This window comes from Exiguobacterium sp. J17977 (assembly GCF_018616375.1).
Taxonomy (GTDB): Bacteria; Bacillota; Bacilli; order Exiguobacteriales; family Exiguobacteriaceae; genus Exiguobacterium; species Exiguobacterium mexicanum.
On record NZ_JAEQBB010000008.1, the window covers coordinates 36,959 to 50,652 of the forward strand.

Here is a 13,694-nt window from a genome sequence, read left to right on the forward strand (position 1 = left end):
AACGTATGAAGGCACTCGTATTTCATCAGTTTGGTGGTCCAGAAGTGTTGTCTTATGCCGATATCGCAACACCGACAATTCAAGCAGATGAGGTGCTCGTCCGCATGAAAGCGGTTGGTTTAAATTTTGCTGACGTGTATCGACGAAAAGGTAACTACCATTTAGTGGGAGAACCACCTTATGTCCTCGGTTACGAAGGGGCGGGAATCATCGAGGCGGTCGGGACCGACATCACCTCGCTTCAAATCGGAGACAGGATTGCGTTTGCCGATGTCCCGCACGCCAATGCAGAATTCGTTGCTGTACCGTCGGAGAAAGCTATCCCTCTCCCCGACTCCATCTCCTTTGAGACGGCTGCCTCCATCATGTTACAAGGGTTGACCGCACATTATCTAGTACACGACAGCTATATGATTCAACCAGGCGATGTCGCAGTCGTCCACGCTGCCGCAGGCGGTGTCGGTCAATTGCTCACGCAAATGATTCAACTTCGTGGCGGTTCCGTCCTCGGACTCACGTCATCCGAGGAAAAGAAAAGAACGATAGAAGCGCTTGGTGCGAAATATGCTTGCCGTTACGATGCAGATTGGGTCACTGAAGTGCACGCAAAGACAGACGGCGCCGGGGCTGACGTCGTCTACGATTCTGTCGGCTCGACATTGCGCGACAGTTTCGAGGCGACGCGCATCGGTGGAACGGTTGTATTTTATGGAATGGCGGGCGGTGACCCCGAGCCGATTGACCCCCGCATGTTGATGGATACGTCCAAGACGTTGACCGGCGGAGATCTTTGGAACGTGCTGACGTCTAGAGAAGAGAGAGTCCGTCGCGCGAATGAATTATTTAGTTGGGTGCAAGACGGCGCCTTACTCGTTCAGGCTCCAACGACGTTCGCGCTGAGCGATGGAGCTTCTGCCCACCGGTTGTTAGAAAGTCGACAAAGCCAAGGAAAGATTTTGCTTTTCCCATGACAAAAGGCCAGCTCCCAACAAGAGCTGGCCTTTTGTTTGTTAGACGTTTCGAATCGGATATGCGTCGGCAATGTCCTGTAACCCTTCTATAAAGCGCGCTACATGGCTTACGGACGTCTCAAACGTGAACGCAAGCTCCTCAGACTCCCCTTCAAGCGGATGTTCGACATACCCCTTCACCGTGACCTCATCTCCATCTCCGTCTCGTCTCGTCTCGTCACCGTCAAGCTGACGAACGGTTCGGTCGGCTCAAACTCGACTTCAGACAAGTCGCCCGCTACGAACGACGCGAACATCGGTATGTAGTGAGCCACGAGCAGACTGTCGAGCATGACGTCATCGAAGGTGATGCGATGGTCCGGCGTATGGAGCCCGACCCAATTACGATGCCAGGCCGCGTCATGGATGTTGTCGGCGTCAGGATAGGCATACGCATAACTCTCGATTGTCACATCACAGGACTCGTCTCGTGACATCAGTTTGGCAATGGGCATCGTTACCCGTCCTTCCTGAGCGAATAACCGTCAATCTCTTGCAGACGCATCCGTTTCTGATCGACGGCCGCATGGACGATGACCGTCACGCCTGGATTGAGCTCCATCATCTTCTTGATTTTCGTCAAGTCGTCCCCTTTGATCTCGACCGGCAAGACGAACTCACCTTCCTTCAAGTGGATGAACTTGATTTTCCCTTTGTCATCATAGCCTGTCACTTCGTACGTCGCATACTCGCGTTTCATTTGAACGGCCCCTTTCATACGTTGTCCTCTTCTATACGTTCCCCGCATGAATCGGTTCCACACAAAAAAAACCACCCCTGTAGCGGCAGGGATGGATTTAGCTTACGCCTCGACGCTATCCGCGTGTTTGGCTTTATGGTCCGCGATGACACCAGCGTACCATTTTGCGCTGTCTTTCCAGACGCGCTCTTGCGTGTCGAAGTCGATGTAGAGAATGCCGAAACGCTTCTCGTAACCGAAGCTCCATTCGAAGTTGTCCATCAAGGACCAAAGATAGTAGCCAGCGATGTTCATGCCTTCATCATTCAAATCAGATACGGCTGTGAGGTGCTTTTGGACGTAGTCGATCCGTTTATCGTCATGGACTTCGCCGTTCTCAAGCACGTCGTCGTATGCGGCGCCGTTCTCGGTGATGATGATTGGAAGGTCAGTGTACTCGTTACGTAAGCGACGGATCAGGTCTTTGAATTCGTTCGGGGCGATATCCCAGCCCATGCCCGTCTTGTCGTAATCGGAGTAAGCAGCAACCGTCATGAAGTCGTTGGCCGCGCTGAACTCGACGAGTCCACGGCTATAGAAATTGATGCCGAAGAAGTCGCACTCGGTCGAGATCGTCTCCATGTCACCTGGTTTGATGAAATCGTACGTGTGAACGTATTTCGCGAACAAGTTCATCATGTCGACCGGATACTGACCTTTGAATACTGGATCGAGGAACCAGCGATTCGAGTATCCGTCCGAGTTGTTTTGGGCGAGACGGTCGTTCACCGAGTCCGTCTTCGCATAGACCGGTGACAAGTTGAGCGTGATGCCGATTGGCGTCGTCGACTTCAACTCTTGTTTCAACAGTTCGACCGCTTTCCCGTGCGAGAGAAGCATATGGTGCACGGCGCGAACCGCTTCGTTCATATCACGATGGCCCGGTGCGTGAACGCCGAGATGGTAGCCGAGGAATCCGGCACACCATGGCTCGTTGTGTGTGATCCACGAGTCGACGATTCCGTCGAGCTCATCGAAACATACTTTGGCGTAGTCGAGGAACCAGTCGACCGAGTCGCGGTTCACCCAGCCGCCTTCTTCGTGCGCCCACATCGGGAGGTCCCAGTGGTAGAGCGTGACGGCCGGCTTGATGCCTTCCTCACGGAGGCGTGTCGCCAGCTTCTTGTAGAACGCCATCCCAGCCGGGTTGAACTCACCCTTCGCCGGGAAGATGCGCGGCCAGGCGATTGAAAAGCGATACGTATCGACACCGAGCTGTTTGATGTGCTGGATGTCTTCTTCGAAGCGGTGGTAGTGGTCGCAGGCGACGTCACCGTTATGCTTCTCGAACACGCGTCCGTCGATGTCGCAGAACATGTCCCAAATCGACGGGGTGCGCCCGTCTTCGTTATGCGCGCCTTCAATTTGATACGACGAAGTCGCGGTCCCGAAGACGAAGTCTTTGTTAAACTGCATAGTCTATTCCTCTTTTCTCTCTAGTTATTCTTTGACCGCACCAGCCGAGATACTGCTGACGATATATTTCGACAAGAACAAGAAGGCGATCATGATTGGCACGACCGAAATGGCGATACCGAGGTAAAGGGCACCGAGGTTCTCGGCGACTTGTGAACCTTTCAAGAAGCCCATGAGTACCGGCAACGTGTACTTCTCTGGTGAGAACAAGAGCACGAGCGGCATCAAGTAGTTGTTCCACGAGCCGATGAACGTGAAGATCGACATCGTCGCGACGGCCGGCATCATCATCGGGAGCGCAATCGTATGGAAGATGCGCAGTTCGCTCGCTCCATCGATGCGCGCCGCTTCAATCATGCTGACGTGCAACGTCGCTTGTGTATACTGGCGGATGAAGAAAACGACGAACGGACTGGCGATTGACGGGATGATGAGCGGGATGAACGAATCGAGAATCCCAAGCGTCTTCGAAATCTCGTAGAACCCGATGAGTCCGAGTTGCCCTGGAACCATCATCATGACGAGCATGAAGATGAACATCACGTTTTTGCCTTTAAAGTTATAGAAGGCGAATCCGAATGCGGTCATCGCTGAGAAGTAACCAGAGAGCAACGTCACGAGCACCGCAACAATCAAACTATTTTTAAAGCCGGTCCAGATGTTGATATAGTCGCTCAAAATCGCATAGTTGTCGACGAGCGCCGATCCCGGGATGAGCGAGAAACCAGACATGATTTCACCGTTCGTCCGAGTCGCGTTGACGAGCATCATCAAGAATGGGATGAAACAGACAATCGTTAAGATAATCAAGCCCGTGTAAATCAAGCCACGGCTGAACCATTTCTTTTTCGGTTTCTTACTGGGCGGTAGCACACGGAGCGGTTTCTCCTCGCGCGGCGGCTGAACTTCGCTGTCGGCGAGCATACGCCGTGATTCTGCATTTTGTTCCATTGCTTATGCTCCCTTCTGCGCAGCGCGTTCTTTACGGAACATACCTTTGAAGACGATCGCCGAGAAGACGAGTGTAATCAAGAACAAGCCGTAAGCGACCGCTGCCGCATAGCCATAGTTGTTATATTTGAATGCTTGGTTGTACAAGTAGAGAACCATCGTGTTCAGTGAGCCATCTGGGGCGCCGATTCCATCCGTCAATAACAGCGGAAGATCGAACAGTTGGAGACCACCGATGAGCGACGTGATCATGATGTACAAAAGAATCGGTTTGAGTAATGGGACCGTGACGTTCGTGAACATCTGCCAACGGTTCGCGCCATCGATATGGGCGGCTTCGAAGAAATCTTGTGAAATTCCCGATACACCGGCCATGACGATGATGAACGAGTGACCGAACCACATCCATGTCAAAATGAGTGAGACGGACAGTTGTGCCGTCACCGGTTGCGATAACCAATTGATCGGGTCAGAGATGATACCAAGTTTCAAGAGCATCATGTTGAGTGATCCATGTTGCCAGTCGAGCAAGATTCCGAACAAGAGCGCGACCGAACTGATTGTAATCAAGTTAGGAAGATAGAAGAATGAGCGGAAGAACGCGAGGCCCTTCAACTTCAAACGTAAATCTGAGAACAAGAGCGCGAGTGCCAGTGCGAGACCGATTTGCAAGACAAAGTTTATTCCCCAAATCTTGATCGTATTGACGAACGCCTCGATGAAGTATGTGTCTGTCAACAGGCGCGCGTAGTTCGCAAAGCCGACGACCTCTTCTCCTTGGCTGCCGGTATAGTTGGTGAAACTGTAGTACAGGGTCAAGAAGACCGGGTAGATACTGAATGTCAAAAAGACGACCCAAAATGGGGCAATAAACGCATAGCCGTAACGGTCTAGTTTTTTCACGTCGTGTTACTCCTTCCATAGCAACCCTTCAGGGGGGAAATCCCCCCACGGGTTAGCTTGCTTCAGTCAACTGTAATGTCTGGGTAAGCGTTCTTCGCTTGTTTTTTGAACTCTTCGATTGCTTCTTCTTTCGACTTCTTACCTTCTACATACTGAAGGACTGAAGCGCCGTAGAGCGTGTCGAGCTGTTGGTCGTATTTCGTGACGATTCCTGGTGTGATTTCATCCGCTTGGTCGAGGAAGAAGTCGTAGTTGTTCTGTCCGCCGAGGAACTCATCGCTGAAGTCGTCTTTGATTTTGTCGGTAACTGGTTTGTAAGCGAGGACGTCGCCTGTCTCTTCAGCCCAGCCAGTCAAGAACTCTTCGTCTTGTGTCATGAGCTTAACGAAATCATATGCAGCTTCTTTGTTCTTCGATCCTTCATAAACGCCGAGCCATGTGCCACCCCAGAAGTACGGGCTTGGACCGTTCGTGACTGCCCAGTCACCGGCTGTGTCTTTCGCGCTGTCTTTCAAGACGCTGTGGAGACCCCATGTTGGGAGGACATAAGAGAAGACTTGTGTCTCTGTCTCTTTGCCGCCTTCTTTAACTTTGATCGGCTTCGACATGCCTTCGAACCAAGATGGTGACCATTCTGGAGCGAGTGCCGTGTATTGTTTCTCACGAAGTTCTTTCGCGTAGTCCATGTAGTTGATTTTGTCTTCTGTCAACACGAGTTCGTTGTTGTCGTTTACCCATGCTTCTGGGTTCGCGCCTTGTGAGAACCAACGGATCGCGCCTTCGTCTGGGAACATTTTGTAGCCTTTTTGCTTCATCTTCTCAGCAACTTCTAAGACGCCGTCCATCGAGCTCATCATGTTTCCGATTTCAGTCGGGTCATCTGTCCCGAGGACTTCTTTCGCTAAGCTACGTTTGTAGTAGACGCCACCTGGTGTCGTTTGCCACGAGAGAGCGCGCACGTTGCCATCTTTGTCTTTCCCGAGGTCGAAGACGTAAGGGATGTAGTCGTCTGAGATTTCATTGACATTGTAAGGCTCGTCTGAAAGGTTTTCCCAGTAGCCTGCGTCAACCCATTGCTTGAGGAACGCGATTTCGCCTGTGAAGACGTCCGGTGCCCCAACGCCGCTTTCAAGTGCCGGCTTAAGTTTTGTCGGATAGTCCGCGATTGGAACGATTGTCAATTCGACTTTGACGCCGTTCTTCTCTTCGTATGTTTTGATTGGCTCTTTGAGTTCATCCGTGAACGACCAAACTTTGAGAACGTCGTCTTTTCCGTTTGACGATTCTGAAGAACCTTCATCGTTTGAGCATGCACCCAAGACGCCGACTGATAGTGCTCCGATAGAGAGTAAGCTAACTAATTTTTTACGCATGTGTGAACCATCCTTTATAAGTAGTTTTGAGAAAGCGTTTGCAAGAAGAGGTAATAATTTGTCGAAAGCGCTTTCGAAAACATCAAAAATAAAATATCGAAAGCGGTTTCGATTTAGGATGAATGATTTTCGAAATCGCTCTCTTCTCTCCATTCCGCTGAAGCGAACAGAGCGACTTCGAAAGATCATCGTGACTTGTTTACTTTTTGACCGGCGCGCATGACGCCCGTTCAATCAAGCGGACTGGGATGACGCGTCGTTCGGTGCGTCGTTCTTTGGCCGTCATCTGTTCAATCAACAGTTCAGCAGCCGCTTCCCCGATTTCGTCTGTATCTTGACGAATCGTTGTCAGCTTCGGTGTGATGTACTTAATCATCTCGATGTCATCGTAACCGATGATGGAAATGTCTTCTGGCACCCGGAGGCCGTGTTCATGAACGGCTTCAATCGCGCCAATGGCCATTTGGTCACCTGCGACGAAGACGGCAGTCGGCGGAGATGGGAGTTGCAGCAGCTTCTCCATCGCTCGCTTACCTTCCTCGACCGAGAAGAACCCGGCGTTGACCAAGTACCCTGGTTGAATCGGTAACTCGAGTGCTTGCATTGCAAGCTCATATCCTTTGACGCGGGCCGCACCGGCATCAATCGACGAATCTCCGGCGATGTGTGCGATGGCACGGTGGCCCAGCCCGTACAAGTACTCGACCGCAAGGCGAGCTCCAGCCGTGTTGTCCGAGTAGACGACGCTGCAATTGGCGCTGTCCATGTCGACGACGACGATCGGGATGTCGCTTTGCATGAGCTCTTGAACTTGCTCATCCATCCGGTCCGAGCAAATGACGACGATGCCGTCGACCGCTCGATGTTTAAAGTGTTCGAGGTAACTCATGTCACGATTGCGGAGGTTCCGTGAGGCGAAAATCAAATCATAGCCATGTTCCTCGGTGGCGTGACGGAAACTTTCAATGATGCCGTTAAAGAATGGATGCTTCATTCCGACTTCATTCGCCTCTGAGAACATGACGCCGATCGCCCACGATTTCTTCGTCGATAACGACTGTGCGTGCGCGTTTGGCAAGTAGTCCATCTCAGCAGCAGCTTGTAATATTTTGGCTCTCGTCTTCTCACTAACGTCCTTGTAGTTGTTTAACGCTTTGGAAACGGTCGTGATGGAAAAGCCTGTTTTTTTCGCTAAATCATAAATCGTACCCATGTCAGTCTCCTCTTCCCGAAAGCGCTTTCGGTAATTTGATTGTAGCGCATGAATTTGTAGGAATCAATTCTTTTTCGTGGAATATTTTGAGATTTATTTTCGTACCGTTTTTCTTCTATATTACTGCATCCAAACACTTTTTGTCGTTAGTGTGTCCGTGTATACAGCCAAACGAGATTCGTAAATTTCTGTACTTCCGTCTCTCCCGTTACACCTTTGAACAGACGTTGGAACGGTTTGAGCAATTGCTCGATGACAATCTTCCGCAACCGGTCTTGATGCAACTCATACGTGATCGCCTCAAACAAATCCGCTTGTTCTTCGGTCATCTTGACGTGTGCATGAATCCGTTCCGCCATCTCAATCAACTCGTCTTTCGTGACGAGGTTTTTATCCGTCGTGCCGCGCATTTGGTCGACCGTAACCGGATTTAAAATATGCTCGTTCGTCTCAACCATGCGGGCCGCCATCAGCTCGACGTACGCGTACAAATTCCGAATCAATTTCTGAATCGAATAGGCCGTGTTCGTGATGCGGAGCGTGAACAGGATATGTTGCAACATCCCATTGAAGAGCACCGTCAACTCGACCGAGTACGGGCGAATCTCCTCACCGATAATCTCGGTCAAACGCATGGCAAGCCACTCAATCTCATAGACTCGGTGCTGCAAGACGAGCTTCTTCAGCTCGGGCTCGTTCGCCGACATGATTGACTCGAACAAGGCGTGAAGGTTCCGCTCTTCATTCAGTTGAATCAGAATCGAAATCTGTTCGATAAAGACGTCCTTGTCACGCTTGTCCCGTCCCATCTGCATCTCGATGCGGCGTTGGCCGGCATCATAGCGCAAATTCTCGAGGATATTGGCGACACAGTCCGTCTTCGAGGCGAAGTAATTGTAGAATGTCCCTTTCGAGATGTTCGCCCGCTCAATGATTTCTTGGACCGACGTCTGTTGGACCCCGTTCTCAATGAAGAGGTTCATGGCGACATCGGCAACTTTTCGTTTCTTATCTTTCATATCGTTTCCTGCTCCGTTCTGTTTCATTTATAGATTCAGTATATCATTTTGAACTGATAGTACAAAATGGTTGATTTATTTATACGACGGGTATAAAATCATCACATCGACACTTACTAGTATATAACTATTCAGAACATAAAGGAGCAATTCGTATGAAACCAGAATTCCAAAAGAAACCGCCGTATCTCATGCTCGCGGTCCTCTTTGCGGGGGCGTTCATCGCCTTCCTGAACAACTCTTTACTTAACGTCGCGCTCCCATCGATCATGGTCGATTTGGAGATTGCCGACTACTCGACCGTGCAATGGCTCGCGACAGGCTTCATGCTCGTGACTGGTGTGCTCGTCCCGGCATCGGCCTACTTGATCACCCGGTTCTCGAACCGAAGCCTCTTCATCACCTCGATGGCGATTTTCGCTATCGGGACGGCCATCGCCGCCTTTTCACCGAACTTCGGTGTCTTACTCACCGGTCGGATGATTCAAGCGGTCGGTGCCTCGACGATGGGTCCACTCCTCATGAACGTCATGCTCGTCAGTTTCCCGCGTGAAAAACGTGGAACGGCGATGGGGATTTTCGGTCTCGTCATGATTTCCGCACCAGCCATCGGACCGACGCTTTCAGGTTATATCGTCGAGTATTACGACTGGCGCGTCTTATTTGAGATGATTCTCCCACTCGCTATCATCGGTCTCGGTCTTGCCATTTGGAAAGCCGAGAACGTCATGGTCCAAAACAAAGAACAATCGCTCGACTATCTGTCACTCGTCTTGTCGACGATTGGATTCGGTGGCGTCTTGTACGGTGTCAGCTCAGCGAGTTCGGATGGCTGGGACAACCCGATCGTCTTGACGACGATGATTGTCGGATTCGTCGCGTTAATCGCCTTCGTCATCCGTCAGCTCAACATGGAGAAACCGCTACTCGACCTTCGGGCGTACAAATACCCAATGTTCGCGCTTGCCTCGATCATCGCGATGGTCAACGCCGTCGCCATGTTCTCTGGGATGATTTTGACACCGGCCTACGTTCAAAGCGTCCGCGGCATCTCGCCGCTCGACTCTGGGCTGATGCTATTGCCGGGTGCCATCATCATGGGAATCATGTCGCCAATCACCGGGAAACTGTTCGATAAGTTTGGACCGAAGTTGCTCTCGATTACAGGTCTCACTATCACCGCAATTTCGACGTATATGCTCGCCCACGTTCAACTCGATTCGACGTACACGTACATCGTGACGACGTATACGCTCCGCATGTTCGGGATGTCGATGGTCATGATGCCGATTATGACTAACGGTCTTAACCAGTTGCCGACGAGCCTCAACCCGCACGGGACGGCCATCAACAACACGGCCCAACAAGTATCCGGTGCAATCGGTACGGCCGTCCTCGTCACCATCATGAACTCGGTGACGCGAACCGAAGCCGAATCGCTCATGACCGGCGTCGACCCAGCGACACTCACCGAGAGTGCCATGGGCGCGTTGACTCAGCAAGCACTCCTCTCAGGGATTCAGTACTCGTTCTATGTCGCACTCGGCATGAACATTTTGGCGCTCGTCCTCGCCTTCTTCGTGAAGCGCGTCGATGTGAAGAACCAAACGTTTGCCGAAGATGCTTCGAATGAAGAACTCAAAAAAGCGAATTAACACAACAAGCCGTCCTGTCCAAACAGGGCGGCTTGTTTTTTCGTTTATCCTTTTGTAAAACTCAAGTCATGCCGACTCGGATGTTCCGGGTCGAGCTGGCGAATCTTGCGTTCGTAATACATCGTCGTCGCCGCTTGGCCCGCAACCGCCCCAAAGAAAATCATCATCCATAAGAATAGATTTGACTGGAATCCGTTCTTAAACAACAAACAGAACCCGATGGCCCCGAACAACGAGACGGCGTTGCGGCCGAGATACGTGCGGCGAATGAACATCTGGACGGACGGTTCGTCTGTCAGTCGTTGCATGAATTGGCTTTCGCGCCACTCCAAATAAATCAACACGACGAGCGCCGCCAAGAAGGCGATTCCATAACCCGTTTGAAATTCGTTCATGACCAATAACGCAAATGACATCCCGACCGCGATGACGACGGATACGTGTAAGGGCATCCATCTTTTTTGATACGATTGAATCGAACGCATCCGTGCTTGTTTCTCCATTCCCATCACCTCGTTTCTATTTACGTAAGCAAATTGATTTAAGTTTCGTGAAAAGTAATGCTCCATAATTTAACTTCATAAATTTGGATGATTCATCCCGCTTAATCAAAATGAAATAATTTAAAACCCTAATATATGGTATTATTTGCATAGTTTATTTACTGATTAGGGAGGAACAAGGATGAAAAACATGTTCGTTTATTCGATCGGAATTGCTTTAATCCTATTTTCGTTGATTATATCGATGCCATCCGTTTCAGCTGCGTCAAAAAAAGAAAATCGTGCTATTATGGGAACATCAGCATTAACACCTCAACAGATGGCGGACTTTGTCAAAAAGAAAAATCCGAAAAACGTCCGGCTTGAAGGTGTGACCGTCGAAGAGCTCGCCAAGTTGTTCGTCGTCATCGGAGCAAAAGAAGGTGTCCGTGGCGATGTCGCGTTCGCGCAGGCGTTGAAGGAGACCGGCTACTTCAGTTACAAAGGGGACGTCCTCCCGAGGCAACACAATTATGCGGGCATCGGAACGGTGGGTAATGGGGTAAAAGGCCATACGTTCCGCTCGCCTTTCCAAGGCGTCACAGCCCATATTCAGCATTTGAAGGCATACGCTTCGAAAGACAAACTGAACATGAAGCTTGTAGACCCTCGCTTCCGTTACGTGAAACGAGGATCCGCACCAACATGGCCCGCCCTACAAGGCAAATGGGCGATGCAGCCGAGAGGCAACTATGGCAACGACATCCTTGCAATCTACAAAGAGATGGAACGGACAAAACTTCGCGTCGCCAAAAAATGAATGACCTACAATGACTTACAGGGGTGAAAGATAGTGACTTGCAACCAAGTACGATTGTTTAGCGGACTCGCACTTCTCGTGACCGGCGTCGCTTTACTACTTAAACGTTAACAAGCATTCGGGGTATTCGCCCCGATGCTTTTTTATTTTACTTATAAATCTCGATTTGGCGGTTGCCTTGAATCAATGCATGGACGAATTTTAAATGGATCACTTGTTGAGGAAATCGTGATTCGAAAAAACATCAAGTTCTGTCAGCATCGCTTCCTCGTTCAATCGGAAAGCTAGCTTCAAAACAAATTCGGTTATCTCCCGATGCATACGCTGTCAGCATGCCTTCGTGCAGAAGCATGATTTGCCGGGCGATTGACAGGCCGAGCCCATCCCCCGGCGTCTCGCCTCGTGATGCGTCCACCCGATACGTCCGGTCAAATAAATGGTCGATGGATGCAAGCGTCCGCGGTGTCGTCTCGTTACACAATTGCCACAAGACATACTCATCTCGTTCGACGAGCGTCAATTCGATCGGTCCATCCGGTGTTGCGTATTTCAATGCGTTCGACATCAAGTTCTGAAAGACGCGAATCAGTTGGTCTTGATCGGCTTCGATGTAGAGATCGGGCTGAACATTGATCGATACACGATACCCTGCTTCTTCAAACAACGGACCCATCTCATGGACGAGTTGCGTCGTCAACAGACTGATGTTCATCCGATGTTTCAAGAGCGTTACTTGAGATGAGTATAAGCGATTCACGTCCATCAACTGATCAAGCAATTGTTCGAGCTGAGCCGTTTTCTCATTCAACACGTTAAAATGATTCTGTTCGACGTCCGTCATGACACGTTCGCTTTCTAGCAATTGCAGATACCCGCGAATACTTGTCAGCGGTGTCCGCAAGTCGTGAGACAGGTTAGAGAACAACTGGTTCCGTTCTTCTTCATAGGCACGTTCTTTATCGAATAATTCTTGCAGTTGCTGTGACATTTGATTCACACTTTGCCCTAGTGAAGCCAGCTCGTCCCGTCCTTCCACCTCGACCGTCCGACCGAGGTCGCCACTAGCGATTTGCTCAATCTCGCTCGATAAGTACGTGATTTTGCGTAACGTTTTGCGCATCATCAACGAGAAGCCAATCACAAAAATGATAATCGTAATGAACGTCACGCTTAAAAACGCCAAATTGGACGTCAAAGGGTCAGGCGTGGTCTCGTTCCGAATGTAATACATACTGATCGAGTAGCCCATGATTAAAAACGCAATCGTCGCAATCAGTGCATTGATCAAGATAATCCCAATCAGCTTGACGAGTAATCGGTCCCACTGTCGCTGTCTCATAACCGGTACCCTACGCCCCAAACCGTCTTGATAAACGATGGTTTCCGAGGCGTATCTTCTATTTTCTCGCGAATTTTCGTGATGTGCACCATCACGGTATTATCGACCTCAAATGCATCCTCGCCCCACACGGCCTCATAAATCTGTTCGACCGTCAGCACTTGATTCGGATGCCTCATGAAATAGGCGAGAATATCAAACTCTTTTGGGGTGAGGCGAATCAGCGTCTCGCCTTTTTGACATTGTCTCGTCTGCACGTCGAGCGTCAATTCTTGAAACATGAGTTTCCCAGACTGGCTCGCTTGATGTGCCCCATAGTCACGATAACGTCGGAGCAACGACTTGACCCGAAGCGTCACCTCGAGCGGATTGAACGGCTTTTTCATATAGTCATCCGCTCCGACAGAAATCCCTTGCATCAAATCCAGGTCACTCGTTTTAGCCGTTAGCATCAAAATTGGCATGAACTGTGTCTTCCGGATTTCGATGCATGTGGAAATGCCGTCCATGACGGGCATCATCCAATCCAAAATGAGTAAATCGATTGGTTCATGCGCGACGATGTCGAGCACCTCTTGGCCGGTTTTCGCAAACCGAAGCAAATACCCTTCATTCTTTAAATAAATCGCGAGCAGCTCGCGAATTGCCTCATCGTCATCAGCAATCAAAATGGTCGGTTGTGACCGCATGATCTTCCTCCTTGCCTGAGTTACGCGTTATCATGGACGTCCTAATCATCGTCTCGATTGAATCTAGCGTAGCATCTTTTTTCCG

The 13,694-nt window shown here is 50.2% G+C and carries 15 protein-coding genes; 3 read left to right on the forward strand and 12 right to left on the reverse strand.

All coding sequences use genetic code 11. The features are described from left to right. The first annotated feature begins 5 nt into the window (after positions 1-5). The gene (locus KNO58_RS13230; protein ID WP_214754633.1) at positions 6-971 is read left to right on the forward strand and encodes a quinone oxidoreductase family protein; all 966 of its coding nucleotides are present in this window, start codon (positions 6-8) and stop codon (positions 969-971) included. A 39-nt stretch (positions 972-1,010) separates the two neighbouring features. Here the strand turns inward: KNO58_RS13230 and KNO58_RS13235 are convergent, their stop codons facing one another. From KNO58_RS13235 to KNO58_RS13275, 9 genes are all read right to left on the reverse strand, one after another. Then, entirely contained in the window at positions 1,011-1,151 is a 141-nt protein-coding gene (locus KNO58_RS13235; RefSeq protein ID WP_214754635.1) for a hypothetical protein, read from the reverse strand. Then, on the reverse strand, positions 1,148-1,465 hold the full coding sequence (locus tag KNO58_RS13240; RefSeq protein WP_214754637.1) for a WapI family immunity protein: 318 nt from the start codon (positions 1,463-1,465) through the stop codon (positions 1,148-1,150). Before KNO58_RS13240 ends, KNO58_RS13235 begins: the two co-directional genes overlap by 4 nt. 2 nt (positions 1,466-1,467) lie before the next feature. Continuing rightward, positions 1,468-1,728, reverse strand: coding sequence for a hypothetical protein (locus KNO58_RS13245; RefSeq protein WP_071398941.1), 261 nt, complete (start codon positions 1,726-1,728; stop codon positions 1,468-1,470). A gap of 84 nt (positions 1,729-1,812) precedes the next feature. Beyond that, complete coding sequence (locus KNO58_RS13250; protein WP_214754639.1) at positions 1,813-3,165, reverse strand: GH1 family beta-glucosidase; 1,353 nt, start codon at positions 3,163-3,165, stop codon at positions 1,813-1,815. 24 nt (positions 3,166-3,189) lie between these two features. Continuing rightward, positions 3,190-4,116: a carbohydrate ABC transporter permease gene (locus KNO58_RS13255; protein ID WP_021065309.1), complete on the reverse strand. Its 927-nt coding sequence runs from the start codon at positions 4,114-4,116 to the stop codon at positions 3,190-3,192. A gap of 3 nt (positions 4,117-4,119) precedes the next feature. After that, positions 4,120-5,019 (reverse strand): carbohydrate ABC transporter permease, encoded by a 900-nt coding sequence (locus KNO58_RS13260; protein ID WP_021065310.1) that lies wholly within the window; start codon positions 5,017-5,019, stop codon positions 4,120-4,122. A 62-nt stretch (positions 5,020-5,081) separates the two neighbouring features. After that, on the reverse strand, positions 5,082-6,392 hold the full coding sequence (locus KNO58_RS13265) for an ABC transporter substrate-binding protein (protein WP_214754641.1): 1,311 nt from the start codon (positions 6,390-6,392) through the stop codon (positions 5,082-5,084). Positions 6,393-6,591: 199 nt separating this feature from the next. Then, a complete protein-coding gene (locus KNO58_RS13270; protein ID WP_214754643.1) occupies positions 6,592-7,605 on the reverse strand; it encodes a LacI family DNA-binding transcriptional regulator in 1,014 nt (337 codons plus the stop codon). 146 nt (positions 7,606-7,751) lie between these two features. Further along, on the reverse strand, positions 7,752-8,624 hold the full coding sequence (locus KNO58_RS13275; RefSeq protein WP_214754645.1) for a TetR/AcrR family transcriptional regulator: 873 nt from the start codon (positions 8,622-8,624) through the stop codon (positions 7,752-7,754). A 155-nt stretch (positions 8,625-8,779) separates the two neighbouring features. Between KNO58_RS13275 and KNO58_RS13280 the strand changes: the two genes are divergently transcribed. After that, positions 8,780-10,279 (forward strand): MDR family MFS transporter, encoded by a 1,500-nt coding sequence (locus tag KNO58_RS13280; RefSeq protein WP_214754647.1) that lies wholly within the window; start codon positions 8,780-8,782, stop codon positions 10,277-10,279. A gap of 44 nt (positions 10,280-10,323) precedes the next feature. On the opposite strand, the gene KNO58_RS13285 is transcribed toward KNO58_RS13280, so the two are convergent. After that, on the reverse strand, positions 10,324-10,782 hold the full coding sequence (locus KNO58_RS13285; protein WP_214754649.1) for a hypothetical protein: 459 nt from the start codon (positions 10,780-10,782) through the stop codon (positions 10,324-10,326). A 289-nt stretch (positions 10,783-11,071) separates the two neighbouring features. Here KNO58_RS13285 and KNO58_RS13290 point away from each other — a divergent pair, with 289 nt between their 5' ends. Continuing rightward, on the forward strand, positions 11,072-11,581 hold the full coding sequence (locus KNO58_RS13290) for a glucosaminidase domain-containing protein (RefSeq protein ID WP_251026257.1): 510 nt from the start codon (positions 11,072-11,074) through the stop codon (positions 11,579-11,581). Between the two features lie 244 nt (positions 11,582-11,825). On the opposite strand, the gene KNO58_RS13295 is transcribed toward KNO58_RS13290, so the two are convergent. Continuing rightward, a complete protein-coding gene (locus KNO58_RS13295; protein WP_214754653.1) occupies positions 11,826-12,920 on the reverse strand; it encodes a HAMP domain-containing sensor histidine kinase in 1,095 nt (364 codons plus the stop codon). After that, complete coding sequence (locus KNO58_RS13300; RefSeq protein WP_214754655.1) at positions 12,917-13,609, reverse strand: response regulator transcription factor; 693 nt, start codon at positions 13,607-13,609, stop codon at positions 12,917-12,919. Before KNO58_RS13300 ends, KNO58_RS13295 begins: the two co-directional genes overlap by 4 nt. Between the last annotated feature and the right edge of the window lie 85 nt (positions 13,610-13,694).